The organism is Leptospira alexanderi serovar Manhao 3 str. L 60, from assembly GCF_000243815.2.
Classification (GTDB): Bacteria; Spirochaetota; Leptospiria; order Leptospirales; family Leptospiraceae; genus Leptospira; species Leptospira alexanderi.
In genome coordinates, this window is the sequence record NZ_AHMT02000041.1 from 1 (window position 1) to 25,947 (window position 25,947).

Below are 25,947 nucleotides of genomic sequence, written 5' to 3' on the forward strand. Positions count from 1 at the left end.
AAAAGTATCTGACGGATGATGGCCCGTTCCAAGATGAACTTCGAGCAGAGAATGAACGTTTAAGGAAAGAACTCTTGGAAGTAACGGAGGAGAGGGAGATTTTAAAAAAGTCCGTGGCCATCTTCTTGAAACCAAGGAAATGAAATATACATATATAGAAAAGAATCATTTCCCAGTAAAGAAGATATGCAAGATTCTGAATGTATCCAAGAGCGGCTATTATGATTGGTTGAAACGAGAAGATAGCGAAAGAGTAAAGTCAAATCAAGAGTTAGACGAAAGAATTCGCCGTCTATTTGAAGAGCATGAGGGTAGGTCTGGATATTTACGAGTTCATCAAGACTTACGATCGGAGGGATTGTCGTATCTAAGAATCGAGTTTACAGAAGAATGTATAAACTGGGTTTAAAAGCCGATCGGAAGCGTTCTTTTCGTCCTGTGACCACGAACTCGAAGCACAAACTTCCTGTTGCTCCTAATCTTTTGGATCAAGTTTTCAAGTCGGATGGATTGAATCAGATTTGGCTCTCAGATATTACTTACATACCGATCAACGGGAAATGGATTTATCTATTTGCGATCAAAGATCTTTTCAATCGAGAGATCATTGGTTGGGAATTGGGTTCGACATTGGAAACGGAACATCTCTTGAAGGCCTTTGAGAAAGCTCTTTCTCGTAGGAGATATCCAAAAGAAGTCATATTTCATTCCGATAGAGGAGTTCAATATGCAAGCGATGACTTTAGAAAAGTATTAAATACGAATGAGTTCGTCCAGAGTATGAGTAGAAAAGGCAACGTGCTATGACAATGCTCCCGGAACGCGATTCATAGAAAGCGTTCCGTTGAGTTTCCTGGAATCGTTCTTTAAAACTTTGAAAGTTGAGGAGGTTTACAGAAGGAAATTCAACACAATAAGGGAGGCACAATATTTTCTGTTTGACTATATCGAAAGATATTACAACAGAAAGAGAAGACACTCGGCTTTATGCTATCTTACACCAGTCGAGTTCAGAGAAAGAATTACTGCATAGCCATGTCCGTTTTCTTGGGGGAAGTCCATATTTTCCCAAAGGTCAAGCTGCAAGGTTCTGTCCGGTCTCGGTTTTTTCCGTAGAAAGAACTGGTGAGGGCAGGTTCTTATCGTGAATATTCTTAACAAGTGGAAAAATCACTTTCGAATTCCTGTCGTCGACGTTTCCAGGAGTAATCATAAATGATAATATTTCACCTTGATCATTTATGATTAAATGCAATTTAAAGCCATAAAACCAGCCTGTGCTTGATTTCCCTCGCTGTGCAATGTCTTTCAATACTTTACAGCGTGTTCTAAAACTTCATTTTATTTTACCAAAGATCAAGCTGCAAGGTTCTGTTCAGTTCCGGTTTTTTCCATAAGAAAAAATCGAGACTGGACAGGTTCTTATGAGAATGGATTCTTCTGTTGTCGCATACTCCAAAGAATCGTAGAATCAATGAACGATATTCCGGAACATTTTCCCAGACAAGAATTTGATAGAAACGAAGCTATGACAGATAACGCGTTAGGCATCAGTTCAACAAAACGATTGTAACTTACCGCTTTTGGAAATTCCGATTTTAAATTCTTTTTTATTTCTATCAGATAATAATTTTTAAATTCTCTATAATGAGAAAGATGAAAACAGACAACAATCGTTGCTACTTCACTCAGGCTTAACTGAAATTTTCGGTTTCTTTTTCGAACCACCGGACAAAAGTATTTTCACGTTCCAGTTTATTTTTTGTTGTGTACAATAATCGTCTATCGCACAAAATATCTCTGTCAGATCCATATTTAACCCCTTTTTGCTGAAAGTACGGTTCAATATGTGATCTGGCGCTTTTCTGTACAAGAGCTTTCTCTGTTTTCCTTCTTACGACCCTGCTCACGTTATCTACATACCGATCAGGAAATAGCCTATAATGATTTTTGAATCTATTCGGATTGAAAACTTTTTTGAGAGAGAATTGATTCTTAAAGATATCGTTACTATCGGAAAAATTTCCAAAAAAAATTTATTTCGAAATGATTTACACTTTATATGGTTCCGATATTTACTTGTAAATACGAGGTTGGTCTACCGACCCTCAAATAAGTTATGTAATAATGTTTGGTTTTAAGTGTTACAATGCTCAAGACTTTACACGTCGAATGTGAGATGATAAAAGATAAGCAATAAATTTTAAATACTAAATACTAAATGACAATAGAGTTGTTGAAAATTAATACCTCTGTCCGTTTCTGCCCTATTGAAATGGGAGTTTGAAGCGGTTTTGTTAAACTGAATCATGGAATTTTTCAACAACTCTAATGATGTCTAAATTCTCTTGGATGTTTTCGACTAAAAAATTTGTTTCAAAATCTTAGGATGTGCGGACTTCTATTTTTTGTTACGAATTTGCTGAATGGTTATAGTTGATTTCTTTTAAAATTTTGAGACAGGCTTCAAATCTTTTAATCGGTAATCGGAGTTTCTGCGAACTTTTCAGTTTCTCATTTGAGATGTAAATAACGTGAGTTCGGTATAACAAAATAGCGAAAGCGATTATTATGTTGCGCCCATAGGAAGCAACATTGAGTTAAATTCCGAAGGAATTGGAGCGAAAAGCGCGGTCGCGAGCCATTTTATCTATGAAATTCGCGAGCTGCGACGACCCATAGGGAGTCGTTGCATTGAGTTTCTTATTCGCCCAAACTTTCTTACGCCGAACTCACGTTATTTACTGCTCGGGCGCATGAAAAGAATACTGTAATAAGTTTGTTTCAAAAGTTAGAATGTTCGACCTTCTTCAAAAAAGCTAACAGTTCTGGATAATTTTGTGAGGCCTTCTTATTTTTGCAAAAATGGCCTGTTAATTTTTGGTACTATTTTCATGCGTCTAAGTAGTAATTGCTGGTGGGATTCGCCAAGTTGATCGTACGTGTATACGACCTGTGATTTTTTCCGTGTTTATCTGATTAAAAAAGATTTAGCGAGATAGAAGAGCCGCTATTGAACCAATCATTACTCATTTGAAATATGGTCACAAGATGGATCGTCACCTCCTGAAAGATCGAGAAGTAGGTGTATCAACATCATCTTATCGGCTGTCGGTTGTAATTTCAGAAAGCTATTCCGAGCTTTCTTTTATTAATCGTCTTGCCAAGGCACTGGATGCGGGACCTGTCATCCATTTAAAGAGCAAGGGCGTTTAGATTTACTAGCCTCTTCAGTTCCCGGGACGTCGTAAAAACTTAGAACTGTCCCAAAATTTCTTGTAAGGGCCGACGCTGAGTTAAATTTCACGTCTTTTTTTAAGACTTAGATATTCATCGGGAGTGACGATGCTAAAATTCTTAATTTTCTGGAGAGTCAATAAATCTTTATCTCCAGTTATTAAGTAATCCACTTCAGCTGCAAAAGCAGATTCCAAAATGTGGTAATCATCTCTATCTCTTAATTCTAAATAATCTTGAATAGGTTTATTTTTAACAAATGTTGTAATATCTCTGATTTCGGATAAAACAATCTGAATGAAATTATTATCTAACTTAAATTTTGGTTTAGAAAGAGTGGATTCTATTTCATCTAATATTTCTTTCGAAATATATCCCGTAAAAACCTCATCAATTAAATCTTGGAAAACGAGCCTAGGTTTTCCTTTAAATAAAATAGCAGAGATGTAAATATTAGTATCTAATAATGCCTTCAACATTACTCATCTCTATATAATAGAGTGTCTAAACGCGGATTTATGCTCAAATTAAAGATATTCTATTTTACAAGAGATCAGTAAGAAGCGTTTCTTTTATTTCTAACGGATTTAATTTCATTAAAAACGTCTTTTTCAGAAAAGGCCCTTTGATCAATAGCTTTTGAAGTGAAATCAAAGATAACTTGCCATCTAGTTTTTTTCTCAATATATGCACGCGCAGCTTCACGAATCAATTCTGATCGAGACCTGTGTTCCCTTTTTGCAATTTTATCAATTTCTTTTAAAAGTGCCTTTTCGAAGGAGATATTAACAGTTTGATTCATAAGTTATTATTATATACAAAGATTGTATGTTTGTCAATCTTATTTCTCCGTTTCGTACTTACTTATCGCCGCATGGATGTGAAGGCCAGGGTGCCTTTTTAGGAACGAAAGAAATTCGCCCACAAGCTTTATAAAATTGCTCCTGCTCGGCGACGCTATCGATGGATTCGGGAGAGGCGCTGGCGCAAATAGATCCGTTAGCACATCGAACAAAGCGGGGCCTCCCCAATTCAGCCAAATATATCCTCATGCTCAGAACAGCTTATTATAGATTCGCTTTAGCACGGAAGGAATTGAAAGGTAAATTGATTGTTTTAAAGTTCTTCCTAAAATTAAAGACAAATCGGTTCATTTGATTTTTTCGGATCTAACCTTATCTTCCTAATCAAGACATCCCTTATGTTAAATTTACAAATATTTAAATTCATTCTTTTATACACCACACTCGTAACTCTTGTGGGATGGTGTTTTTTTGGGTTACTTGCTTTGGTTATTTTTCTTCTTATCGATTGAGAGTAGGGGTTTTTAGGATTTATAAGGGAAATTTATTGATTTTGCGAGTTTCGTAGTACAAGATTAAAATAAAGGTAGAAAAGTAATGATTGAGAATCGGACAAAAATTTTAGAAACAGATCCAATTATACCGATTCCGGATACCTTAATAAAACTAACTCTTAAAATTTTTGACAGAAACGACAAATTTGTCAGAAGAAATCATTTTGCATTTAATAACGGTTATACTGCTTCTTTAGTTCGTTATCAAGATAATCTTTTTGATGATATAGATAGGAAATATTTTGACTATTACGAAGTTGCAATTCTCAAAACTGAAAATTTCGAACTTACGGATGAGCTTGCAAAACTTATAGGGGAGAACTATAACAGGATTCGATTTACTGAAGAAAAAGAAACAATTGACTGTTGATTCCGTATTGCTCAATTACATCCTGCGAATATTTAAATAATTTTTATATTCTGCTATATTCCATTTATGAATTTGGGGCCCGGACAAGAGAGCTTTACTTTCGGGATCCTTGTTTACTTAGCTGGTAAATAACTAACAATATTTGTCAGTATTAAGAATTTAAATAATGCGTTATTTCAGTCAATACTTTTCAGAATATAACTTGAAGTTTATTTTATACAATACAGTTATAATTTTTGAAGTATGACAATCGTTTCTAAATGCGTATATAGTATATCTAGTTATACTATATCACTAAAATAAATTACATTAGAATATAGTTATTTTATATGAGTTTCAACTCTTTCTTAAATTAATTAGTTTGATGGAATAGCAGGTCTTTGTGATATTCGTATATTTTATGATTTTTAAGTGCTTATATCAAACTCTTAAATTTTCAGTAAGGCGGCTTTTTAAAGGTAAATATGATATATCATTACGAATCATACTTCTCTAACCATGTTCATCAATTAGTTGTATCAATATCTAAACATCTTTTCTTATTAAAGAATGAAGAGATAAAATATCAAAAAAAGTCTTTTGATATAAATCTTAAAAATTACTCGAAATCAACTAAGAGTCATTTAGTTCATTGCTTTATAAAAGATCATTTTAGTGGGGCGTCTTATGGCGAAATATATTCAACGGATCAACTTTTTTCAATAGAGAAATTTTTGTTTAATGCTTGGAAAATTAAAAAAATCTATAAATTTCATGGCCTTCCAGAATTTTTAATGGTTCCCAAAAGTGTTATAGAACATTTTCCGGAAATAACTAATATATTTAATCATACAAACATTAAGCTTATAGAAACAAAGAGCGGCTTTCAATCTGGCGCACCTATAATAATTAAAGAATGGGAAAAACAAGTCTGCTATGCCCCAATGCTCTATAAACTTTTGTCTTTTAGTAAATTGCAGGAAAATATAGAATATTTTAATAATGAAATTAATTCATTTAAATTGGATAATTCAGACTCATCCAAAATCAAGAAATGGTCTAGCAATCTTAATCAAACTAATATCATTACAAATGAAACTGATTTCTTTAAAATATTCAATTAGATAGTTTCGTGAATAGGGGAATTTTAGGTAAGTTTAGCAAAAGTTGCTATTTAATTATTAAAAACGCCGCCCAACTTCGTTAGGTGACACGGCACTCAATTTTTATGAATAAGGTATGTTATTTTGATGAATCCGGCAATAGTGGATTGGATTTTTCAAAGAGTGGAAATAGTTCTCACTTTATTTTAGGGGGAGTAATAGTAAAAGATTCAGATTGTGCATCGTTACAAGTTTTAAGAGAAAAAATTTCTGCTAAGTATTTTTCAGGGAATGAGATTAAATCAAGCAATGTAGGTAAAGATGATGAAAGAAGGCTTAGGATTTTAAGTGAGTTGCTTGAGGGAGATTACCTTATTCATTCTATGGTTTTTAATAAGAAACTAATTTTTGGGAATGGTTTAAAATACAAAAAAAGCTTTTATAAATACTTAAATAAATTGGCTTACCGTGGATTATATACTGCTTTTCCAGATATAAAGATTGTCGCAGATCAACATGGAAGTAAGGAATTTATGAAAGGATTTTCAACTTATATAGAAAAAAACTATAAGTCTCAAGATCTCTTTAATAAAACAGATTTCATCTTTGAAGATTCAAAGCACAACTCATTAATTCAAATTGCTGATTTTATAATTGGAACGATCGCTAGATATTATGAAGAAACCGTTATGAGCAAAAAAGGCCAGGAATTTATAGACATTTTGATTTCCTCAGGAAAACTTTTACCAATTAGAACATGGCCAGAAGTATCTGATAGGACATACGAACCGTTCAAGGAAGTGTTATTTGAGACGAGCGAAATAGACGAAAAAGTTTTTCAAATTAGTCTGCGAAATGCAGATTTATTTATTAGTGAAAATGTTAAAAACTATGATGAATTAGTTCAAGTTCAGGTTGCTACTTGTCGTGCGTTAGTATTTTATGCTACAACAGGTAAGCGATTTAAACATATTTCGACAGCGCGTTTGGTTGAACAAATAAATGCAGGTAATCGTAAAAGAATAACTGATAAGCAATTTGGGAGATCAATAATTGGACCGTTGAGAGATGCGAATGTTTTAATCAGTAGTAATATGGATGGATATAAATTAATCGCATGTGAATCAGATTTGCGTGAATTTATTCGGTACTTTGATCATTTTATTCGCCCTATGCTAAAAAGGATAAAATCTTATCGTGAAACAATGCTTTATGCAACGGAAAATAAAATTGATATAATCGGAGATGAACAATACGATTACCTGAAGCGCATTTTGGAAATGTAAACTATGGTGGGGTCGCATCGTCTAACTGTGGCTTCGCACTAATTCTTTCGCGCACTTAGGCACGCACGCTTCAGAACCGCGAACATCGAGAAGCCTATATTGTTAAGCGCTATTCATTAATTGGAAAAGGACAAACATGGATTCGAAAAAAAAGTTTCTATTTATAACTATAATTTCTGGAATATTATCGGTGTTTATTTTCATAATTAATCGTTTGTATTTTACTCTTTTCTCACTCGAATTATTTTCGTTTTTTCTAATTCTTATGTTCATTGTATTAATTTTGTATTGGTATATCCAAGTAAAAGGTTCGGATTATGAAGATTCAGCTTATCAATACAAAAAACCAATTCGTAAAAATTTGTATGAACTGAAAGATGCACTAATTAAAATTGAAGAAATGATATTGGACGCAAGTGAATTACCTTCGGATGATGAAGATACTAGCAAATTCCATATTCGTAGAATAAAAGAGTGTTTTGAGCTAATTTATTATGAATATTTAATAGAGCCATATATAGAACCGAAGATAATTAATTTTTCGAAAAAGGAATCAATTGATATCTTTATTAATTATCTTAATCGTTCCTTATCTATAATTCAAAAGGAAATAGAGGAAAGGCAAGCTCGGAGAATCGCTTCTAATCCTGATGAGGCTGATGAAAACGCTACTTATGATCATATCAGCCCATTATCGAATTCTTCAGTTAGAAGGTTGGAAATGGAGGTGGAATATTTATCGAAAACGTCTACTATTTATTTGATCATTGGATCTGGGATTACGGTGTTTGCGGGAGGTGCATTGTTCTATTTTATCTCTGATATAATAAATAAATCTATTAGCTTATCTACTACGACGGATCCAACAGTCAGCTTTGGATCGGCAATTTTTATTTTAAATAATTTTTACCCGATAATTGGAAAATTAACGCTAATAATATTTATCGAATCGTTTGCTTTCTATTTTTTAAAGCTTTATAGAAGTAATATTGATCTAAAAAAATATTACTTAAATGAATTAACGAATATTGAACTTAAAATTATTTCACTTTATGCTTCAATATTTCATGAGAAGGGAACTTCATTTGATGCAATTACCTTAGAACTTGTGAAAATTGAACGGAATAAGATATTGAAAAAAGGTGAAACAACTACAGATCTCGAAAGAATAAAAATAAAAAAATCGCAATTGATGAAAGCTATTTCAATGCTATCGAGAAGAATTAAAATAGGGACTTGAAGAATGGTGAACGGAGCTTAACTTCATCTCATCGCTCGAACCTCGTGCCAACCAGTTCATTAAAACCAGGACAAGCTTTTTAGCCTGCCTTACTGAATTCTTACATCAACATTAGAATTAATAGAAATATGTGTATGTACAAACTGTTGTTCAGTTAACTGCTGGCTAACACGATCATAAATGTTAATTTTATTATTAGGGTCTTTTATTGTTATCATTAAACAAAAAGGAATAGCAAGTTTTTCTCCCGAAATAACCGCTTTGCTTTCTATATAATGCCTGAATAATCCTTCGATATGAAGAAACCACTTTTGCTTTATTCGCTTGAGTCATTTCTCTTAAATCAACGATGTATTTTTTTATTGGATGAAACTTTCCTTCATATTCGATTAATTTAGTTTCGTACATTCCTTCATTAGTATTCTTTTTACTGTATAAATTTTTCAAAAGAACATTTTGAGGATTTTCTTTTCCTATCGGATTTCGAATATTCTTTTTCGAAGTATCACGCTCTCGTATTTTTTCATAAGTCCCAAACTTAATCGATAGATTCGATTGAATATATTCTCGACCTTGACTTTGAGCTAACAATGGTTTTGCACATAAAGTAACGTGAGTTCGATATAACAAAATGCGAAAGCGATTATTATGTTGCGCCCATAGGAAGCAACATTGAGTTTAAATTCCGAAGGAATTGGAGCGAAAAGCGCGGTCGCGAGCCATTTTATCTATGAAATTCGCGAGCTGCGACGACCCATAGGGAGTCGTTGCATTGAGTTTCTTATTCGCCCAAACTTTCTTACGCCGAACTCACGTTAAAGTAATGAAAATTTGCCCGGTAAATATCCCCTGTTCTTTATCAATTAAATTATCGGGAAAAGGAAAATCCATCATCTCAATAAAGCCGCCCTTTGGCAATTCATCTCGATATATAAGGCTAATTTCATCAGGATCATTATAAATTATATCATCAATTTCCCCAGGTATACCAAAACCCAATTCTTTTACTTTTTGCTCTATTTTACTCTGTATTTCCTTCGGATATTGTGCAAAGTGTATAAGAAGAGTTTTAAGAAATAGAAGATCATCAGAATTAGCAATAGTTTGCTGTAAATGTGCGAAACGAGCCGTTACTCTTGGAGTGGCAAAACTCGTACCTATGTTGGTAGTTAAATTACCTGTTGGTGCAAACGAAGAAACTCCATTTGCAATTAACTTGCCAGTTACATCTGGATGTCCGTTACCCCCCATAATGAACTAATTCTGGCTTTGTGATAAAGCCAGGCCCTGGGCCTATTCGGCTAAATGGTGATCTATGATTTATATCGGAAATATCATTGAGATTTTTTGATTGTGCAACGGACCCAACAACTAGTGCGTGTACCGAGTCTGCCGGTCTAGAAATTCGACTTGGGTCTAAGCCATTCAGAAAATTTATACAATTCCCAGCAGACTTTATTATAATAATATTATGATTATCCTGCAATTCATCTAATACTTTGCCAAAATCTGAAAAAGTATTTAATTTAGCCTCTTCATTTGTTCCGACCGACATATTCCAAATTTTAATTTTACTAGAAAAATTTAGAATTACTTCCTTAATATTATCTATTAATTCATCTTCCGTAATTCTTGTATTCTTAAGATTAGGAACTACACTTGCATCAAACAGATAGCATCCATCCAAACTTATTCTATCAAGTCCTTGCAGTTCATTGCCATAGACGGTAATGCCAGCACAAAAAGTACCATGGTCTTTGTTTAACTCTAATTCGGGATAAGGCGATGAAACATCTTTAATCCATGGGCTTAAATGGGGAATGTTTGCAATACCCGAGTCTAAAAATCCAATTGTAGGGTATTGTTTATCAGCAACGGGAGTTTTAATCTCGACAGATGACTGGTAAGCAAGAGACTGCAAATCAACGGTCACGAAAGGCATTGGTTCTATCGACAAAATACCGTCTAACTGAATTAATTCATTGAAAGCCTTATCTGAGAATTCTTCTAAACGAAAAACACTTAAACTTTTGGTATAAGACTTCTCTTTGAATTTGATTTTCCTTTCTTTGCAAAAATCCGAAAGGGTATTTACTATCGAATCATTAAGCTTCTTATCGTTAAAGTTAACCAATTTAACTTTAAGAATTTCCGAATTTCTCGCATTATCATCAACGTACGGAGAAAATGTAACAATCTCTTCAATAGCTGAAATTGCCCTTTTGTTAATTTCAAAGTTCGAAAGATTTTGTCTTAATCAAAAATTGACAAATTATACCATATTTGATATATTAGTATTGTGAAGTTTAAAATTCAGTTATTGAAACCGGCGGAAGATTTTCTTCTAAAACTGGAAAATAAACTTAAAGCAAAGGCATTCAGGACTATTGAATTATTAGCAGAGTTTGGGCCTGAACTCCGAGAACCTTTTTCTAAAAAGATTAAAGGTTATTCAGGATTATTTGAACTAAGAATTAAGCAAGGTTCTAATATTTTTAGGTTATTTTACTTTTTTGAAAAGGAGCGGGTTGTTATAATAACTTCTGGTTTCGTGAAGAAAGAACAAAAAACTGATAAAGATGAATTAATTCGAGCATTTAAATTAATGAAAACTTATAAAGGAGAGTAGGTAGGTATGAAACTTAAAACTAAAGATTTTAATTCACTTTTGAATAAAGAACTAAAAAAGAAAGATTTTAAAAACGAGTATGATGCCCTTTCTAGTGAATTTACTCTTGCTAAAGAGATAATTAAACTTAGAAAGAAGAGAAATTTAACTCAGAAAGATTTAGCGGAAAAAATTGGCACTTCCCAACCTGCAATTGCAAGAATTGAATCTGGGAATTATAATAATTTATCTCTTTCTTTTATTAGTCGTCTTGCCAAGGCACTGGATGCGGAACCTGTCATCCATTTAAAGAGTAAGGGCGTTTAGATTTACTACGCTTCAATTTAGAGTTTGTCCTAAAACTATTTGTACCTAAGGTCACGAATATTATAGTGGATTTATGAAATTAGAATTAGGACATATGAATATCCCTGACGCAGTGTGGGAAAGGGTTAAAAAATTACTACCCAAATCAAATAAAGCACGAGGCGCAGGTGGAAGACCGAGGATAGATGATAGAACAGTTATGACTGCAATTTTCTATCGTTGTAAAACTGGCATTGCATGGAGAGATTTGCCTCCTGCCTCCTGTCTTCGGATCGAAATCAACTTTACACAAAAGATTTCAGGAATGGGTGGATGCTGGAATCTTTGAAAAGATAAATATTGAAGCGAAGAAATTGTATGAACACAAACTTAAAATCCGTAACAAACGAATGGCAGCTGATGGGAGTTTCGCAAGAGCTCCAAAAGGGGGCTTTTCACCGGACCGAATCCGACGGATCGCGGTAAAAAAGGCGTTAAAAGGCATATTTTAGTCGATCGTTTAGGAGCTCCTGTTGCGCTTGTTATTGCACCTGCAGAGACTCATGATTCAAAGTTGTTAAAACCGACATTGATTTCATTCGAAATGCATAGAGGAAAAGCAAAAATCAAACCTGAAATTATTTCGTTAGATAAGGCGTATTGCGGCAAGCCTGTTCAAATCTTGCTTTCTAAAATGAGAATCAATTCAAGAATTCCGAATAAAACCAATGCTAAAAATCCCAAACGTCTATCGAAATTAAAACCGTTTCGCTGGATAGTTGAAAGAACATTTGCTTGGTTGAATGCATTTCGTGCCGTTAAAACTTGTTGGGAATTCAAGGAAAAAAATTACTTCGCTTTTTGCATATTAGCATGTTCCATTATTCTTTTCAGGATGGCTAAACGATAGTTCTAGGACAAATTCTTAGTCGGCCCTTAATAACTTTTCGAACTCTTCAAATGCTCCTTTCCCAATGCACCTTCTTTAAGACACCATTCTTTGACTTTTCTCAATTCAAAATGTTGATTCCTTGCTACTAACAGTGCTTGATCGAGACATTCCCGTGCATTGAAATGTATGTAAGAAGATAACCTGTCTTTTATACAATCAGTCGGTGAAAATATTTTTAAGATTTTACCTTCAATTTCTTTTTCATCTGGAATGATCTTATAATCATCACCAATTGAGACAGGGGCGGAAAGGAATTCAATAAAAAGATGATTGCATTTTGGGTGAACATAATGACGACTTCTTTTATAAAATCCCAATTCTTCCATTACTGATTTTATTTCAGACGCTTTGGATAAAAGCGGTTCAACTTAGAGCCGGTCTCAAAACTGCTTGTACTGAGAAAGCATAATAATATCAATGTGAAATGGACAAATATTATTCAGAGATACCCGATGCCCTTTGGCAAAAAATCGCATCTTTTATCCCTAAAGAAAAGGTCAATCCCCAAGGAGGGCGCAATCGTGTACCTGCAAGAGTGGTAATGGCAGGGATTATCTATCGAATGAAAACGGGATGTCAGCGGCGTGCAATTCCGAATGACTTTGGGTCCGGTCAAACTTGTCATAGAAGATTTCAAGAATGGGAACGAGCGGGAGTATTTAAAAAGATCTATAAATCTATTTTAAAATATTATGATGTGAAGAATAAGATAGCATGGGATTGGGCTTCGATGGATTCCGCAATGGTTAAAGCTCCCAAAGGGGGAGCTTAACCGGAAAGAACCCTACAGACCGTGCCAAATTAGGGGTTAAACGGCATATTCTTACGGATGGAAATGGTATTCCTTTGGCAATTACGTTGACTGGAGCTAACGTTCATGACAAACGCGGTGTAAAAGATACGTTGAATTCAATCTTAGTTTTTTCCGGAAGAAAAAGAAAAAAACCGAAGCATCTTTGTTTAGATAAAGGTTATGACTTCAAAGATATAGAAGCATTCATCAAGAAAAGAAACATTCGAGCTCATATTCGGAAAAAAGGTGAGAAGCCTCTCATCGGCAAATATAAAGGAAAACCGAGGCGTTGGGTCGTTGAAAGAACAAACAGTTGGCACAATCGATTCAGAGCTATTCTAATTCGCTGGGATAGAAAAGCGGAAAATTATCTGGCATCTCTTTATCTCGCAAGCTCCATCATTGCTTTTAACTTTTTTAATAGGTAGTTTTGAGACCGGCTCTTAGATATTTATTGTGCTTTGCTGAAAATGTCCTGTTCGATATTTCCAAGAACGCATAGGAGCTTGATTGAGGAAGCTCTTAAATTACTCTCTTTTGATTCTAAAATGAGGGACTTGGCAAGGGTTGCGCAATTATTTGGATTATGGGGCATCAATGACGAAAAAAGTAGAGAACGAAAAATCTACTTATTTAGGAGAAGAACGAATTATCCATGCCCTGATTATATGTGTTTCATTTGTACAGTAACAGTATTCACCTGACAGTTCCTCTGAAAGAAATTGACTAATTTTAAGAAATTGATTCTTTGTTCTCCTTAGTTTTTATTCCTTCGATGAAGACTTGAAATGGAGTTCTTCCGTTCATGTTTCTTCCTTGATGGGCTCTCTTGTAGTTGTATTCTTCAAAAAATATTTCCAAATCGATCTGCATTTCTTCAATCGACTCGTAAAATTTAGTTCTACCAGCAATTCTAAAATGCTCATCGAGCAAAGTTCTGTGAAGACGCTCAACGTATCCGTTACTTTGAGGTCTTCGAACTTTTGTAGTTCGATGTTCGATTTCTTCTAATTGAAGAAATAATTCGAAAGGATGTTGATCCTCTCTTCCACAATACTCACGACCATTATCGGTAAGAACAGTCTGAACTTTAACGTTGTATTCTTCGAAGAAGGGAAGGACATCATTGTTGAGAGTTTGCACAGCGGTTACAGGAATCTTTGTATTGAAAAGCCTTCCCCAAGCGAATCGACTGTGACAATCTATTACGGTTTGCAAATAGACTCTTCCAACTCCCTTTAAGGAACCGACTATGAAAGTGTCTATGGAAACCAATTCTCCAGTAGAATCGGCCTGTATGTGCCTTTCTCTGTATTCGGGATCGAATCTTTCGAGGAGTTTAATCTGATCTTCGCTGAGCGGGATGATCTGATCTTTATGATGTTCTTCGAGTCTCAGAAGTCTTTGATGTTTGGTTACAAGTTTATTCCTCGTCCAAACTCCTCTGACACCTCCTGAGCTTACTTTGATTCCCTTGAGGCTGAGTTGTTGCGCAACCTTTAAACATCCATGAGTAGGGCGATGTAAAGAATACTCTAAGACTTCCTTTTCGATTTCTTCGCTGACTCTGTTTGGATGAGGACCGTTTGCTCCTGGGATTCTATCCAGAAGTCCTTCTGCTCCGTATGTTTGGAAGTTTCTTCGGATCTCGTAGAACTGCTGACGGGAATATCCCATGATCTTGCAGGCCTTACTTACATTTTCTAATTCGTTAGCAAGCTCTAACAAATTTAGCTTTCTTCTTTTTGCTTTTTCTACTGCATTGGTGTTGGTGGTCATCGGTTTCTCCTTGAGTTAAATAATTTGTTGCAAAATCATTTTTACTTTCAGAAGAAATCGGGACCACTGATTTTTACCCGACTGTCAGGTGAATACTATCACTACACACATGTTGCGATAACCCGCTTTCTGACAATCCCTCGAATTCTTTCGGCCAATCTATTTTTGACTTTTTCATTAAGTATAGTTTAACTCAATTTCTATATTTGCGAAAGGTGTGCGTAATTGGGCGGTTACGAATGAAAAACTAAATCCGTAGGAGAATTTCTGTAATCAATCGCTTTGGAAAGAGCAGTTGCACTATTCATTTAACGCGTGTTGGACGTAATAAAATTGGCCCAGTCCAGTTTTTGCAAGCAAAGGCTGGACCGATCCCAATGAATTCGGCGATGGTCAAGTTTCCAAAACGGGGGAATCTCACTCTAACCCACGGTTTCAAGCTCAGAAGGGATCATTTTGTTTAAAACTGAAAAATAATTAATTTTGGCAATTTTGTTGCCGGATAACAAGCTTATTACCTTATTGATATAGAGAAAATTACTATATCATGTTTTTATATAATATTGCATATCGATTGGGGGAGACTCAGAGTATTTCTCAGCTAAGCAGCTTTACTGATGATGATCAAATTGAATTACTGAGAACTCTGGGTTTAAGTAATTATTGCAAGATGACAAAATCTTTAAAGTCTGAAATTTCCTTAACCATCGCAGATACCTTAAAAGAAATACAAGAGCCGATTGATGCATTGGTTGTTAGTACATCAACACTAAATGATAAAAAAGTTCTTAATTCAGACTTATCGGAAGCGCTTGTTTCAAATGGTCTTGAGAATATCCCTCCAATTGGAGTGTTTCTATCTGATTGCGGAAATATAGTAAGTGCCCTTAGGGTATGCAAAGGATTAATCGAAAATGAAGGGAAAAAGCAAATCCTTCTAATACTTTTTGATCGATGTGTTGATGAGAAAGATCGATTAATGAAGCCTGCTATTTCTATTTTGAGTGATGCTGTTGCAACTTGTTTGATTAGCGCTGTGCCAATTAGTGAAAGTTATCAGATAACTAATATTGTTCAGATTTCTAATCATAAAGTTAGGCTTTTGGATCCAGATCAAGATTTTTTGAAGCATCTTAAATTTTTTGGTGAAGGAATCAAGAAGTTAGGAGAGGATTTCTATTCATTAAATAATACGGAACCAAGTGCTTATGACCACCTTATTACGAATAACTATAATCTTTCTGTTTTGCGTTTAATATACCAACAATTAAGAATGACTTCGGAAGTTTTGTATAAAGATAATTTAGCGAATATCGCTCATTCTTTCTCTATGGATACTTTGATTGCATTGAAAAACGATTTCCATGGCAACATAGCTTTGCTATCTACGGGTGTTTGTACATGGGGATTGTTTGGTGCTAGGAGAATGGTGCAATGAAAAAGGTAATTGATGTCACTTTACGAGATGGAGGATTAGCAAATAATTTCAGTTTTTCAACAGCAGATGCCATTGAAATAATTGAGGGACTGAGTAATGCTAAAGTAGAATATACCGAAATTGGATACTTCAAACCTTTCGAATGGCACCATAAAAATGGTCCTGAAGTATGTAATCATCAATATTTAGATTCTTTGTGCAACCATAAAATTCGAAACCATTTTGTCGTAATGGCGCATACATGGGAATTACATCCAAATGATTATAAGCTGTTGAAAGGCTTCGACATTTCTTTAGTTCGGTTACCCGTTTTAAAAAAGAATTTGCATGAATTGGAAAGCCATTGCTTCGCTTTAAAAGAATTGGATATTCCTATTTCAATAAATATCATTCGGTTGAGTGAAATGGAACCTAAAGTATTATTTGATCTATCGATATTGATTGAAAAAATAAATCCAGAGATCATTTATTTGGCGGATTCAAACGGTTCGATAATTCCGAAAGAATTAGAAAGGTATATTCATTTAGTTAAATCAGTAATTCCAAATGTTAAATACGGTTTTCATCCTCATGATAATTTAAATATGGCATTTGCTAACTCCTTAGTGGCTTTCGAGCATGGATTTGAATTTGTAGATTCAAGTATAGGTGGTTTAGGTAAAGGAGGGCTTAATCTTATGACAGAATTACTACTATCATATTTAAATAAAGCTGATGATGCAGAATATAGGCCTTATGAATTGTTTAAATTATATAAAAAATATATACGCAATTGGATTTTAGCAAAATGCGATGATAAATTTATCAATTTGATTTTTGGTTTAATGAATACTAACATGGACACCATCAATGAATTGTATAAACAATCTAAAAATGAGGAAGTGTCAATAGAGAGTTTAGTGATGCAAAAATATTCAAAAATTTTTAACGATTATTTGTTGGTTTAAGGAAGGTGTGCATGAATTTTGATGAGTCTGCATTTGAAGATCATGAAAAATTTTTAACGGTTGCATTTGAATTGATTAAAAGCAGAAAAAAGATGACTAGTAAGTTATATCAAAAGATATTATCTGGGGATGCGTCAATAAAGCTCCTCCAGAATTTTGTAATCCATAGATATCCAATCAAAAATTTTTGGACACGCAATATAAGTGGCATTGCTTCAAGAATTGATAATTATGAATTGAGAAGAGAATTAATTGAAAATATTTATGAAGAAGAAACAGGTAGGCTAACTAATTCGGACAGGCATTTAAATACGTTTGTAGATTTTGGTGAAGCATTGGGGTTAAAACGATCTGAAATTGTAGATGGAGATATTTTGCCAGAAACAGAGGCCGTCATTGAGCATAACTTAAATGTATGCAATAATAGCAAAGTGCATTTTACAGAAGGTGTGTTAAGCGTGCTTCTATTAATGGAAGGACAACCTCCAATAATTTCTGCATCTGGGGGTAGCATGGAAAAAGTTATGAAAGAAGTATATAAACTTCCCAAAAAAGGGTATGAATACTTTTCTCATCATGCATCAAGCACTAAAGAAAATGAATTTGTAAGTGATCTGGAAGATGAACATGCAAATACTGCTATCAAATTATTGAAACAATATTGCAACACAGTTGAATTGAGAAAGAATGCTTTAACTAGCCTACAAAAAGCAATGCAATTACGACACGAACATTTTGATATGATATACAATAATTATTACCAACATGGAGATGCTCCATTTCGGATGAACTAATTCTATGGATAATTTTTTTGCACTGAAAGGTGATACATTAATTCCATTTACAGAACTTACCGTGCACTCTCAAAGTTTATCTATGAGATATGGTATTTCATTATTCGAGGGCATACGCGGGTATAAAAATAAAAATGGTGCGGTACGATTTTTTAAGTTAAAAGAACATTTGGAAAGATTAAATACCTCTTTAAGATTAATGTCTCTACCTGAAATTGATTTGGTAGCGGTGAAGCGAAATTCTTACTCCCTTCTTGATATAAATAAAATCTCTGAAGATTTGTATTTGCGAATAAGTGTGAATTTTGACGAATTGGGCGATTTAAACGGGGATTTTTTGCCTACTGTCTATATGACTGTAAATAAGATGGGTCGTAAGAAGTGGATAGCGGAGGGCAGAAAAATGAAGCTTAAACTTTCGGATATTCGCAAGCCATCAAAGAAAATGTTCTCACAAGAGATTAAAAATATTTCTAACTATGCCACCGCTAAAGTTGCTTTAATTTCAGCAAAAAAAGAAGGGTTTGACAACGTTATATTGAGAACGAGCGAAGGTAAGATTGCCGAGTCCGCTACTTCGAATATTTTTTGTATTAGAAACGGTGAATTGTACACTCCAGCAGATGACCAAGACATACTAAAGGGAATTACTCGAAAAACTGTGATTGAAATTGCTGCTGAGCTTGGGATAAAAACACATTTGCTTCCTATCTCTGAAGAAGACTTATTTAGTATGGATGAAGTATTCATATGTGGAACGGGGATAGAGTTTGCATCAATCGGACAAGTTTCTGAGAAAGTATACGAGAAAAGTAATATAATGGAAACAGTAATGAATTCTTACTTTCAAAAAGTGCGAGAAGCATGAGTACTTTGATTGATTGGGATCTATGCAATACATTAAATAGATCTTTAAAAAGAAGGATTCATGAATTATATTTAAATAATATAAGAGATGGAATTAAATTAGCTCAAAATAAGTTTTATGATCCAGTTTTGTCCATTCTATTCATGAAAAAAAAATCGTATAGAGATTTGAAATTCTCTGTCGAGGAATATTTATGCATCTTAAATAATTTGATTATAAATTATTTTAAAGACCAAAAGATTCAAGATTATTTCGCGTTCTCAGAGATTGAAAAACAACTTATTTTTTCTTTGTCCGATGCAAGAATAGATATATGTAGGTTTGACGGCTACATTTCTTCAAAGAATGGTTCTTTAAAAATTCTAGAACACAATGCAGATAGTCCGGCTGGAACATTCTTTACAAGCATCATTAATGATACATATAAGAAACACGTTGAGGATCAGTTGGACACTGCATTAAATATAGAGGATTTACCAATCGATTCCAAATTTTGTTTTATCAACGCTTTGCTTCATGCGTATAGCTTAAGAGGGAAAGTTAAAAAGCCAAATTTTCTAATTTTGCAAGTTAATGGAAAATCTAACAAAGAATCTAATGAATTAGCCTCGTATTTGAATCTAAACGGATATGTTTCTTGGGTTGCAGATCCAAGTGAACTTGAATTTAATGATCAGGTTTCTTACAAAGGGAACATCGTCGATTTGATTTGGAATAAAATCAATATTGATATGTGGAGAATGGAATTTCAAAATGAGCCTCCTTGGATAACAAAATTAATCGAAGCTATAAGAAAGGGAAAAATCTGCCATGTGAACCCTTTTTCGGCACGATACATAGTTGAAAATAAATTATCCTTAAGTATTTTGCATGAAGAATTCTATCAAAAATATTTAAATCAGGAGGAAAGATCTATTATTAATTCGCTACTTCCTTGGGCTGCAAAATTTGAGAAAAAGAAAATAGTAAATTATAGCGGTAAATGGCAGGAAATGGAAAAGCTGGTTAAAGATAATCAAAATCTTTGGGTGGTAAAGAAGCATTATGATATTAGAGGCGAAGGGGTTTTCATTGGTCAGTTTTTATCCAAAATGGAATGGGATGATATTGTTAAAGAAGCGTTTGAAAATGGATATTTACTTCAAGAATATATTAAACCCTTAGTTTTTCCTACTCTAAAAGATGATTCAATCGTTGAGAGAGAATTGAATTTCAGTTTAGACTGCTTTATGTTTAACGGAAAACTTCAAGGGTTTGGATCAAAAGTTAGTGCACATCACAAAGTGAATATATTTCAAGGCGGTGCGAAAATGGCAGTCTTGGTTAGGGGTGAAAATGATTCTTAAGAGTTTAGTTTTTAATTCGTCTTCTGAAAAACTGAACTTTCAAGATATAGATGAAAATACTTTTAGTTTCTATGATTTACAGTTAAATGTTCGTAAAGCTATTTCTTTTTTGAAATCATTGGATTTTTCAAAATATAAAACCTTAGGAATGATTGTAAGTTATAATTGGAAGAGTTTCATTTGGGATATTGCATGCCAAATAACTGGATTAACAACAATGCCGATTGATCGTGCTTACGTTTTAAAGAATCCGTATTTTTTAAAAATTCTGCCCGTAGATTTTTGGTTGAGCGATATTGATTTACCTGAAATCAATAAAATCTCGTTAAATTCATATGAGACTTATGAACCATGCTTTGGAAAATTACTAGAAAAATCTGCGGATATATTTACATATAAAATTACCTCGGGTACAACTAAAGATCCTAAATTGTTGCCTTGTTCCTCGGAACATGTTTTTCATATGATCGAAGGAATAGAGTCCATTTTTCCATTTAAGGAGACTGGGAAATTATTAATTTCAATGCCTTTCTCCATTTTCTTGCAAAGAATTCTCGTTTATTGTGCTATCAGAAATAATTTGGAAATTGTATTTACAAACCCTCAAAGGTTGGTCACCTATTTTCAAAAATGTAGGCCAACAATTATGATTGGCGTTCCGCATCTTTTAAATAGCTTTTATGAATTACATAATAAGCAAACAGAATTAGTAAATAAAGATTCATTCCAAGATTTTTTTGGAGGAAAGTTAGAATGTCTATGGACAGGATCTTCACCTATATCAGAAAAATTACTAAAAATATATGCAGATAGTAATATTCCGGTTTATGAAGGTTATGGTATGACTGAAGTTGGAATGATAGCTAAGAATTATCCTTCAAAATCAAAATTGAATACCGTTGGGTCGATTTTTCCTGGCGTTCAACTGCGTTTTGATGAAAATAATGCAATTGAAGTAAAAATTAAACATCCTCCTGCAAAAGCATATTTAAATTCGAATGAAGTATTTCCTATAACCGAGGACGGTTGGATTAAAACTGGTGATATCGGCTTCCTTGATAATGATGGGTTTCTAGTTTTGACTGGTAGGATTAAGGAAACAATTATACTTTCAAATGGAAAGAATATTTATCCAGCAATGCTGGAAAAACAATTATTAGAACTGGACAGCATTTGTAATGTTTGTGTCATTGGGAACAGTTTACCTTATTTAATTGCAGTGATTCATCCTAAAAAGAAAACCGATTATCGAAATGAAATTCTTAATTATTTAAGATCGATCAATAATTTGCATGCAGAATTTGAAAAAATATTGTTTTGTATTTTTACGGAAGAACCTTTCGGAGAAGATAATGGATTTTTGAATGCACGCTTGAAATTAAATCGAAGTGCAGTTGAAAATTGGGCAGGCAAATTAAGTGATAAATTTCTAATAAAAGTTTGAGTATGACTAAGCGATTAAATATGCCAATTTGGTATATTCCGGGTGAGGTATATTATTTTGGAAAAGTATTCGGAGAAATTGCTGCAGAACTTATTCATCAATCACTAGATGAGGATATAATTGCAAGGAAAACTACGAATTGGTATAAATATGCCTCGGAGACTTATGATTTTTTGAAAATTCACGAAATGAGATTGGTTAAGGATCTTGAAGGTTTGGCAGAAGGTGCAAAAATCGAAATTTTTGAAGCCATTTATATACAATATAGAAGAGAAATATTAAAAGAATATTTAAAGAAAAAAACTTTGGATTGTAGCTTATTCTCATATCATGGAGGAAAAACATTCTTAGCTCAAACAATAGATTTGGAATATAGATACGAAAAATTTGGTGGTGTTTTAAAAGTTGATTATAAAAATCATAGTGTGTACCAATATACGTTTGCTGGTTTATTGGGATATACAGGATTGAATAGTAATGGCTATGCAATTGGTATTAATATGGTACATTCTAACCATTGGAGAATAGGTGTATCGCCTTATTTAATAATAAAAAAAATGCTCGATACAGAGACTTATGTCGAAGCTTTGAAAGTTATACAGCAAACACGAGCTAGTAGCTCTCGGATAATAACACTATGTACTAGGGCGGAAACGTTCAATTTTGAGATTATTCCTTTCGAAATTGTTTTAAACAAAAAAAAGGATTATTTTGTACAAACAAATCACTTTACCCATCAAAAGTTTAAAGATATGGAAATGATTACGCGGTTTGGTAAATTTAATTCAGTTAGTCGACAAAACAGACTAATAGAATTGATATCAACACTACCTCCAAAAGATATCAATCGCGTTCATGAAATTATTTCAGATAAGGAAGGGGGTTTAAATAGCATTTGCTGTGAGGGAACGGGAAATGCAGACAATGTAAAAACTGTAGCTGCAGTTTGCTATGATATAGAAGCATTGTCTTTTTACGCTTTAAAAGGACTTCCTAATGAAAATTTTTTCGAGGAATTTAAATTTGGATGAATAGTAAACTAACTAAATATGCAGTGTTTAATGATGTATATGAAAAAGGTAACATTGCTGGTGTATTAACCGGATTCACAATACCGAATGACTCCGAGCTTATTAAAATAGCTAAAATGAATAATCTTCCAGTCTTATTGTATATTCAAAACGATAATGATATATTTAATGTATCATTTTACAATAGCCAACGAAAGATGAATTTTTGTGGACATGGAATACTTGCAGCATCAGCCTTTTTAATGGATAATACTCATTCTTCAATATTACACATTCAGGGACACGCTTACAAGGTATATAAGGACTATTTAATGTACTATGTGGAATTTGATTCTGAAATCAAAGAGGAATCTCGCCCAGACATTACCTATTATTTGGATAGAATTTTTAAAAATACAATCTCGGAATGGAAAAATATTTCAGTAATTGATAATGGGAATAAAAAATTATTTGCTGAAGTGGTTAAACAAATTGAATTTGATAAACTGCATCCTAACGAAAATGAAATAATAAATTTATCAAAGGAATTTAATGTTAATGGAATATATATTTACAAGAAAGATTCCTTTAATGAAAACGGGCTTTTGCTAGAAGCAAGGTCATTTAATCCTCTTTCAGGGAAATTGGAAGATCGGGCAACGGGTTCAGCCGTTATTTCCCTAATGTATTATTATCGAGATAAATATAATCGCATAGCTGTTAAACAAGGGATAAAAGGTGATCAATGCTATTTAGAATCTTATTTGGATGGAAATGGAAAGATTATGCTAGGTGGAAAAGTTTTGTTAGAAAGAAAGGATAATAATGAATAGTTTGGAACTTTTAAGAGAATTTTCCACACCATTAATTTCGGATGCTCTTGATTCTTTAGGAATAAATGGTGGATTAGAAGGGATTAGACCTATAGATATTAATAGTAAAATTGTAGGTCCTGCTTTTACTGTGCAATTTGCACCGGTAAAAGAAAATCAACAAGGTAACGCTGCAGATTATTTGGAAGAAGTGCCTCCTGGTTCAGTGATCGTTCTTGAAAATCAAGGCAGAACCGATTGCACAGTTTGGGGTGATATTCTCAGCAAACTTAGCCTCAATAAAAAAATTAATGGAACAGTTATCAATGGAATGGGAAGAGATATTGCTGAAATTCTAAGTATTGGTTATCCATTATTTGTTAAAGGTACTTATATGAAGTCTGGCAAAGGAAGAACTCAAATGCAATCCACTCAGGCTTCGGTAGTTATCGGTAGCACTGAAATTAATCCTGGTGATATTCTTGTTGGCGATGCTAGTGGTGTTATTAGCATTAAAAAAGAAATTTTAAATGAAGTTGTTAGTTTATGTCAGAAGATAGACGAAATGGAAAAAATAATTTTGCAAGAATGCCTTGCAGGAATGCCATTATCAAAGTCTAGGAAAAAACATAACTATAATCAATATTCAATTATTAAGTAGCGTCATAAAAACTGTGGAAAATCAAGATTTTGAAAAGCAAATACTTCTGGTAGTTTCGGATTGTTTACCTAACAAACAACTTTTAAATACTGATAGAAATACATCCTTAAATGAATTAGGACTTGATTCTCTTGGATATATGACAATTTTTAGCCTCCTCGAAATGATAACTGGGATAAAAATCCCTGACGATGATCTTACAATGGATAACTTTGGTACTTTTAATAAAATCATACAATATTTTTCCCATAAGCTTGGAGCAAAGTAAGTGAACATATGGGCGGCGCCTATATAAAAAGATAGATTTTTCATCAGAGAATAGTCACCAAATGGCGGTTTAATGAAAAAATTCGATTGGGAAGATCGTCATTTTTATATTTTATAGAGGTATGTCCTATGGTAATTTTTTTTCTAATAAGCGCTTTTTTTTCATATTTTGCAGGGAATATATTTAATTATTCGATCATATTATTGAGTAGTAATTTAAGCAAAGGTGAAGTATTTTCTGGCTTAACCTATATGATCACATATATTCCTGTATTTATCCTTAGCAACTTTGTTGGGAAACATATTCATATTAGGTCTAACCGATTCCTGCTTTTTACTTTTCATTTTATTTTTGCTTTATCAGGGCTTTTAATTCTAACTTTTTTATCAGAATTAAATTTCTTTTTATTGATAACAAGCGTAATCATAAATGGACTTTGTTTTGCGTATATAATTCCATGCAGATTCAATTATCTTAACCGAACGGTTGGAAAGAAACAAGCTGCAAAATATTCAATTATATTGAATATTTTATTAATTTTAACTTTTGGTATGTCACCAAAATTTACAGGTTGGATCCTAGAAAATTATTCATATAATTCAATTATGATAGTAATCATCTCCTTTTTTCTTCTTAGTAATTTATTTTTGCTTCTATTTCAAATAAAAGAAAAAAATGAAATGCCTGAGGAGGGAGTCCAGATAGTTGAAAATATTAATCCTGAGTTAAAAAAACAGGTTCTGACTTTCACTGCAGTCTCTTATTTTTTACTTGGACCTGCGATGATTCTTATTCCCGGATTTTGTAATAAAATTCTTAAGTTAAGTGAATATCAAAGAGGGGATTTTCTTTCATTTCTAGGCATTGGTTTACTGATTGGAGGCATCCTTGCTACTTTGTTCTTTAAGTTTATAAAGGAAATTCATATATATTTTTATATGCTTATGTTAATGGGATTAGTTTTCTCCTTAATTCCTGTTGCCAATAGTTTATTAATTATGAAAATATTTTTAATGCTTACAGGAATCCTTGGGGGCATTTTGGGTGGATTCATTTCTGGAATGATTCAACTGATTTTGAAATCCAAAGAAAAAGGATCTTTTTTGGCTCAATATAGTCGAATTATTCAAGTAAGTCCACCGTTCTTTGGATTTTTGGCAGGCTTAGTTTCAAGCCAGATTGGAATATCCATGACTATGGTATTATGCGGTTTAGTAATTTTTATTCTGTCCGTGATAATGTTTTTTAAATTTTCAATATTGATTAGATATAATTTGAAATTATCAGGATAAAAGGAAGCCACGGATTCTCGATTTTTTTTTAAAGAAGGTCATTTATACAGGATTATT

At 33.3% G+C, this 25,947-nt stretch carries 29 protein-coding genes and 6 pseudogenes; 27 read left to right on the forward strand and 8 right to left on the reverse strand.

The window, feature by feature from the left end; all coding sequences use genetic code 11:
- The first annotated feature begins 390 nt into the window (after positions 1–390).
- Both LEP1GSC062_RS13135 and LEP1GSC062_RS21910 read left to right on the forward strand, forming a co-directional pair.
- Complete coding sequence (locus LEP1GSC062_RS13135; protein ID WP_020984535.1) at positions 391–807, forward strand: IS3 family transposase; 417 nt, start codon at positions 391–393, stop codon at positions 805–807.
- Positions 808–844: 37 nt separating this feature from the next.
- Complete coding sequence (locus LEP1GSC062_RS21910; RefSeq protein ID WP_020984523.1) at positions 845–1,033, forward strand: IS3 family transposase; 189 nt, start codon at positions 845–847, stop codon at positions 1,031–1,033.
- A 150-nt stretch (positions 1,034–1,183) separates the two neighbouring features.
- Here the strand turns inward: LEP1GSC062_RS21910 and LEP1GSC062_RS25880 are convergent.
- Positions 1,184–1,813 (reverse strand): annotated as a pseudogene (locus LEP1GSC062_RS25880) (transposase); the annotation flags it as partial.
- A 781-nt stretch (positions 1,814–2,594) separates the two neighbouring features.
- On the opposite strand from LEP1GSC062_RS25880, the gene LEP1GSC062_RS25885 reads away from it, so the two are divergent.
- The 3 genes and pseudogenes from LEP1GSC062_RS25885 to LEP1GSC062_RS23245 all read left to right on the forward strand — a co-directional run.
- The gene (locus LEP1GSC062_RS25885) at positions 2,595–2,774 is read left to right on the forward strand and encodes a hypothetical protein (protein ID WP_081654728.1); all 180 of its coding nucleotides are present in this window, start codon (positions 2,595–2,597) and stop codon (positions 2,772–2,774) included.
- Between the two features lie 223 nt (positions 2,775–2,997).
- A pseudogene (locus LEP1GSC062_RS25890) lies at positions 2,998–3,155 on the forward strand (IS5/IS1182 family transposase); the annotation flags it as partial.
- Positions 3,139–3,216, forward strand: a pseudogene (locus LEP1GSC062_RS23245) (helix-turn-helix domain-containing protein); the annotation flags it as partial. The pseudogenes LEP1GSC062_RS25890 and LEP1GSC062_RS23245, both read left to right, overlap by 17 nt.
- A gap of 80 nt (positions 3,217–3,296) precedes the next feature.
- Here LEP1GSC062_RS23245 and LEP1GSC062_RS13155 read toward each other — a convergent pair.
- Both LEP1GSC062_RS13155 and LEP1GSC062_RS13160 read right to left on the reverse strand, forming a co-directional pair.
- Positions 3,297–3,716 (reverse strand): putative toxin-antitoxin system toxin component, PIN family, encoded by a 420-nt coding sequence (locus LEP1GSC062_RS13155; RefSeq protein WP_004500375.1) that lies wholly within the window; start codon positions 3,714–3,716, stop codon positions 3,297–3,299.
- Between the two features lie 74 nt (positions 3,717–3,790).
- Complete coding sequence (locus tag LEP1GSC062_RS13160) at positions 3,791–4,039, reverse strand: CopG family ribbon-helix-helix protein (protein WP_010576125.1); 249 nt, start codon at positions 4,037–4,039, stop codon at positions 3,791–3,793.
- A 304-nt stretch (positions 4,040–4,343) separates the two neighbouring features.
- On the opposite strand from LEP1GSC062_RS13160, the pseudogene LEP1GSC062_RS23250 reads away from it, so the two are divergent.
- From LEP1GSC062_RS23250 to LEP1GSC062_RS13185, 5 genes and pseudogenes are all read left to right on the forward strand, one after another.
- Positions 4,344–4,409: pseudogene (locus tag LEP1GSC062_RS23250) on the forward strand (ferrichrome ABC transporter ATP-binding protein); the annotation flags it as partial.
- Between the two features lie 228 nt (positions 4,410–4,637).
- Positions 4,638–4,964: a hypothetical protein gene (locus LEP1GSC062_RS24840; RefSeq protein WP_010576124.1), complete on the forward strand. Its 327-nt coding sequence runs from the start codon at positions 4,638–4,640 to the stop codon at positions 4,962–4,964.
- 464 nt (positions 4,965–5,428) lie between these two features.
- A complete protein-coding gene (locus LEP1GSC062_RS13175; RefSeq protein WP_020984520.1) occupies positions 5,429–6,067 on the forward strand; it encodes a hypothetical protein in 639 nt (212 codons plus the stop codon).
- Positions 6,068–6,171: 104 nt separating this feature from the next.
- Complete coding sequence (locus LEP1GSC062_RS13180) at positions 6,172–7,332, forward strand: DUF3800 domain-containing protein (RefSeq protein WP_020984533.1); 1,161 nt, start codon at positions 6,172–6,174, stop codon at positions 7,330–7,332.
- Positions 7,333–7,468: 136 nt separating this feature from the next.
- The gene (locus LEP1GSC062_RS13185; protein ID WP_010576121.1) at positions 7,469–8,572 is read left to right on the forward strand and encodes a hypothetical protein; all 1,104 of its coding nucleotides are present in this window, start codon (positions 7,469–7,471) and stop codon (positions 8,570–8,572) included.
- Positions 8,573–8,767: 195 nt separating this feature from the next.
- Here the strand turns inward: LEP1GSC062_RS13185 and LEP1GSC062_RS13190 are convergent, their stop codons facing one another.
- The 3 genes from LEP1GSC062_RS13190 to LEP1GSC062_RS25340 form a co-directional block, all read right to left on the reverse strand.
- The gene (locus LEP1GSC062_RS13190) at positions 8,768–9,163 is read right to left on the reverse strand and encodes a hypothetical protein (protein ID WP_020984532.1); all 396 of its coding nucleotides are present in this window, start codon (positions 9,161–9,163) and stop codon (positions 8,768–8,770) included.
- A gap of 219 nt (positions 9,164–9,382) precedes the next feature.
- A complete protein-coding gene (locus tag LEP1GSC062_RS25335) occupies positions 9,383–9,823 on the reverse strand; it encodes a S8/S53 family peptidase (protein ID WP_020984530.1) in 441 nt (146 codons plus the stop codon).
- Positions 9,813–10,706, reverse strand: a complete 894-nt coding sequence (locus tag LEP1GSC062_RS25340; protein ID WP_020984527.1) for a S8 family peptidase — start codon at positions 10,704–10,706, stop codon at positions 9,813–9,815. Before LEP1GSC062_RS25340 ends, LEP1GSC062_RS25335 begins: the two co-directional genes overlap by 11 nt.
- A gap of 165 nt (positions 10,707–10,871) precedes the next feature.
- Here LEP1GSC062_RS25340 and LEP1GSC062_RS13200 point away from each other — a divergent pair, with 165 nt between their 5' ends.
- The 4 genes and pseudogenes from LEP1GSC062_RS13200 to LEP1GSC062_RS25900 all read left to right on the forward strand — a co-directional run.
- The gene (locus LEP1GSC062_RS13200) at positions 10,872–11,201 is read left to right on the forward strand and encodes a type II toxin-antitoxin system RelE/ParE family toxin (RefSeq protein ID WP_176091470.1); all 330 of its coding nucleotides are present in this window, start codon (positions 10,872–10,874) and stop codon (positions 11,199–11,201) included.
- 6 nt (positions 11,202–11,207) lie between these two features.
- Positions 11,208–11,507, forward strand: coding sequence for a helix-turn-helix domain-containing protein (locus tag LEP1GSC062_RS13205; protein ID WP_010576118.1), 300 nt, complete (start codon positions 11,208–11,210; stop codon positions 11,505–11,507).
- Positions 11,508–11,580: 73 nt separating this feature from the next.
- Positions 11,581–11,835: a transposase gene (locus LEP1GSC062_RS25895; protein WP_010576117.1), complete on the forward strand. Its 255-nt coding sequence runs from the start codon at positions 11,581–11,583 to the stop codon at positions 11,833–11,835.
- A gap of 150 nt (positions 11,836–11,985) precedes the next feature.
- Positions 11,986–12,396, forward strand: a pseudogene (locus LEP1GSC062_RS25900) (IS5 family transposase); the annotation flags it as partial.
- A gap of 15 nt (positions 12,397–12,411) precedes the next feature.
- On the opposite strand, the pseudogene LEP1GSC062_RS13220 reads toward LEP1GSC062_RS25900, so the two are convergent.
- Positions 12,412–12,806 (reverse strand): annotated as a pseudogene (locus LEP1GSC062_RS13220) (hypothetical protein); the annotation flags it as partial.
- A 113-nt stretch (positions 12,807–12,919) separates the two neighbouring features.
- Here LEP1GSC062_RS13220 and LEP1GSC062_RS24850 point away from each other — a divergent pair.
- The gene (locus LEP1GSC062_RS24850; RefSeq protein WP_244265111.1) at positions 12,920–13,210 is read left to right on the forward strand and encodes a transposase; all 291 of its coding nucleotides are present in this window, start codon (positions 12,920–12,922) and stop codon (positions 13,208–13,210) included.
- A 47-nt stretch (positions 13,211–13,257) separates the two neighbouring features.
- Positions 13,258–13,659: an IS5 family transposase gene (locus LEP1GSC062_RS24855; protein WP_244265112.1), complete on the forward strand. Its 402-nt coding sequence runs from the start codon at positions 13,258–13,260 to the stop codon at positions 13,657–13,659.
- Between the two features lie 304 nt (positions 13,660–13,963).
- Here LEP1GSC062_RS24855 and LEP1GSC062_RS13235 read toward each other — a convergent pair whose 3' ends face one another.
- Positions 13,964–15,010, reverse strand: coding sequence for an IS481 family transposase (locus tag LEP1GSC062_RS13235; RefSeq protein ID WP_010576256.1), 1,047 nt, complete (start codon positions 15,008–15,010; stop codon positions 13,964–13,966).
- 547 nt (positions 15,011–15,557) lie between these two features.
- On the opposite strand from LEP1GSC062_RS13235, the gene LEP1GSC062_RS13240 reads away from it, so the two are divergent.
- The 11 genes from LEP1GSC062_RS13240 to LEP1GSC062_RS13290 all read left to right on the forward strand — a co-directional run bounded on the left by LEP1GSC062_RS13240 (position 15,558) and on the right by LEP1GSC062_RS13290 (position 25,890).
- Positions 15,558–16,448 (forward strand): hypothetical protein, encoded by an 891-nt coding sequence (locus tag LEP1GSC062_RS13240; RefSeq protein ID WP_010576257.1) that lies wholly within the window; start codon positions 15,558–15,560, stop codon positions 16,446–16,448.
- The gene (locus LEP1GSC062_RS13245) at positions 16,445–17,395 is read left to right on the forward strand and encodes a beta/alpha barrel domain-containing protein (RefSeq protein ID WP_004496471.1); all 951 of its coding nucleotides are present in this window, start codon (positions 16,445–16,447) and stop codon (positions 17,393–17,395) included. The genes LEP1GSC062_RS13240 and LEP1GSC062_RS13245 overlap by 4 nt, the downstream gene beginning before the upstream one ends.
- A gap of 11 nt (positions 17,396–17,406) precedes the next feature.
- Positions 17,407–18,189 (forward strand): iron-containing redox enzyme family protein, encoded by a 783-nt coding sequence (locus LEP1GSC062_RS13250; RefSeq protein WP_010576258.1) that lies wholly within the window; start codon positions 17,407–17,409, stop codon positions 18,187–18,189.
- A 4-nt stretch (positions 18,190–18,193) separates the two neighbouring features.
- The gene (locus tag LEP1GSC062_RS13255; RefSeq protein WP_020984519.1) at positions 18,194–19,057 is read left to right on the forward strand and encodes an aminotransferase class IV; all 864 of its coding nucleotides are present in this window, start codon (positions 18,194–18,196) and stop codon (positions 19,055–19,057) included.
- Complete coding sequence (locus LEP1GSC062_RS13260; RefSeq protein WP_244265109.1) at positions 19,054–20,403, forward strand: hypothetical protein; 1,350 nt, start codon at positions 19,054–19,056, stop codon at positions 20,401–20,403. The genes LEP1GSC062_RS13255 and LEP1GSC062_RS13260 overlap by 4 nt, the downstream gene beginning before the upstream one ends.
- Positions 20,393–21,847 carry an AMP-binding protein gene (locus LEP1GSC062_RS13265; protein ID WP_039942093.1) on the forward strand — a complete coding sequence of 485 codons (1,455 nt, stop codon included), beginning with the start codon at positions 20,393–20,395 and terminating at the stop codon, positions 21,845–21,847. Before LEP1GSC062_RS13260 ends, LEP1GSC062_RS13265 begins: the two co-directional genes overlap by 11 nt.
- Positions 21,848–21,849: 2 nt before the next feature.
- Positions 21,850–22,878 carry a C45 family autoproteolytic acyltransferase/hydrolase gene (locus tag LEP1GSC062_RS13270; protein WP_235595467.1) on the forward strand — a complete coding sequence of 343 codons (1,029 nt, stop codon included), beginning with the start codon at positions 21,850–21,852 and terminating at the stop codon, positions 22,876–22,878.
- Positions 22,875–23,690 (forward strand): PhzF family phenazine biosynthesis protein, encoded by an 816-nt coding sequence (locus tag LEP1GSC062_RS13275; RefSeq protein ID WP_010576266.1) that lies wholly within the window; start codon positions 22,875–22,877, stop codon positions 23,688–23,690. Before LEP1GSC062_RS13270 ends, LEP1GSC062_RS13275 begins: the two co-directional genes overlap by 4 nt.
- A complete protein-coding gene (locus tag LEP1GSC062_RS13280) occupies positions 23,683–24,330 on the forward strand; it encodes an RraA family protein (protein WP_004496562.1) in 648 nt (215 codons plus the stop codon). The genes LEP1GSC062_RS13275 and LEP1GSC062_RS13280 overlap by 8 nt, the downstream gene beginning before the upstream one ends.
- Before the next feature lie 13 nt (positions 24,331–24,343).
- Positions 24,344–24,598 carry an acyl carrier protein gene (locus LEP1GSC062_RS13285; RefSeq protein ID WP_039931518.1) on the forward strand — a complete coding sequence of 85 codons (255 nt, stop codon included), beginning with the start codon at positions 24,344–24,346 and terminating at the stop codon, positions 24,596–24,598.
- A 128-nt stretch (positions 24,599–24,726) separates the two neighbouring features.
- Positions 24,727–25,890 carry an MFS transporter gene (locus tag LEP1GSC062_RS13290; RefSeq protein WP_020984521.1) on the forward strand — a complete coding sequence of 388 codons (1,164 nt, stop codon included), beginning with the start codon at positions 24,727–24,729 and terminating at the stop codon, positions 25,888–25,890.
- The last annotated feature ends 57 nt before the right edge of the window (positions 25,891–25,947 follow it).

Coding starts and splice junctions, on each gene's coding strand:
- LEP1GSC062_RS13135 (WP_020984535.1), top strand. CDS start 391: ATGTATAAACTGGGTTTAAAAGCCGATCGGAAGCGTTCTTTTCGTCCT.
- LEP1GSC062_RS13160 (WP_010576125.1), bottom strand. CDS start 4,039: ATGAATCAAACTGTTAATATCTCCTTCGAAAAGGCACTTTTAAAAGAA.
- LEP1GSC062_RS13185 (WP_010576121.1), top strand. CDS start 7,469: ATGGATTCGAAAAAAAAGTTTCTATTTATAACTATAATTTCTGGAATA.
- LEP1GSC062_RS13235 (WP_010576256.1), bottom strand. CDS start 15,010: ATGACCACCAACACCAATGCAGTAGAAAAAGCAAAAAGAAGAAAGCTA.
- LEP1GSC062_RS13250 (WP_010576258.1), top strand. CDS start 17,407: ATGAATTTTGATGAGTCTGCATTTGAAGATCATGAAAAATTTTTAACG.
- LEP1GSC062_RS13245 (WP_004496471.1), top strand. CDS start 16,445: ATGAAAAAGGTAATTGATGTCACTTTACGAGATGGAGGATTAGCAAAT.
- LEP1GSC062_RS13270 (WP_235595467.1), top strand. CDS start 21,850: ATGACTAAGCGATTAAATATGCCAATTTGGTATATTCCGGGTGAGGTA.
- LEP1GSC062_RS13290 (WP_020984521.1), top strand. CDS start 24,727: ATGGTAATTTTTTTTCTAATAAGCGCTTTTTTTTCATATTTTGCAGGG.
- LEP1GSC062_RS13155 (WP_004500375.1), bottom strand. CDS start 3,716: ATGTTGAAGGCATTATTAGATACTAATATTTACATCTCTGCTATTTTA.
- LEP1GSC062_RS13265 (WP_039942093.1), top strand. CDS start 20,393: ATGATTCTTAAGAGTTTAGTTTTTAATTCGTCTTCTGAAAAACTGAAC.
- LEP1GSC062_RS13260 (WP_244265109.1), top strand. CDS start 19,054: ATGAGTACTTTGATTGATTGGGATCTATGCAATACATTAAATAGATCT.
- LEP1GSC062_RS13175 (WP_020984520.1), top strand. CDS start 5,429: ATGATATATCATTACGAATCATACTTCTCTAACCATGTTCATCAATTA.
- LEP1GSC062_RS13280 (WP_004496562.1), top strand. CDS start 23,683: ATGAATAGTTTGGAACTTTTAAGAGAATTTTCCACACCATTAATTTCG.
- LEP1GSC062_RS25335 (WP_020984530.1), bottom strand. CDS start 9,823: ATGGGGGGTAACGGACATCCAGATGTAACTGGCAAGTTAATTGCAAAT.
- LEP1GSC062_RS13205 (WP_010576118.1), top strand. CDS start 11,208: ATGAAACTTAAAACTAAAGATTTTAATTCACTTTTGAATAAAGAACTA.
- LEP1GSC062_RS13275 (WP_010576266.1), top strand. CDS start 22,875: ATGAATAGTAAACTAACTAAATATGCAGTGTTTAATGATGTATATGAA.
- LEP1GSC062_RS13180 (WP_020984533.1), top strand. CDS start 6,172: ATGAATAAGGTATGTTATTTTGATGAATCCGGCAATAGTGGATTGGAT.
- LEP1GSC062_RS13255 (WP_020984519.1), top strand. CDS start 18,194: ATGGATAATTTTTTTGCACTGAAAGGTGATACATTAATTCCATTTACA.
- LEP1GSC062_RS25895 (WP_010576117.1), top strand. CDS start 11,581: ATGAAATTAGAATTAGGACATATGAATATCCCTGACGCAGTGTGGGAA.
- LEP1GSC062_RS24840 (WP_010576124.1), top strand. CDS start 4,638: ATGATTGAGAATCGGACAAAAATTTTAGAAACAGATCCAATTATACCG.
- LEP1GSC062_RS13240 (WP_010576257.1), top strand. CDS start 15,558: ATGTTTTTATATAATATTGCATATCGATTGGGGGAGACTCAGAGTATT.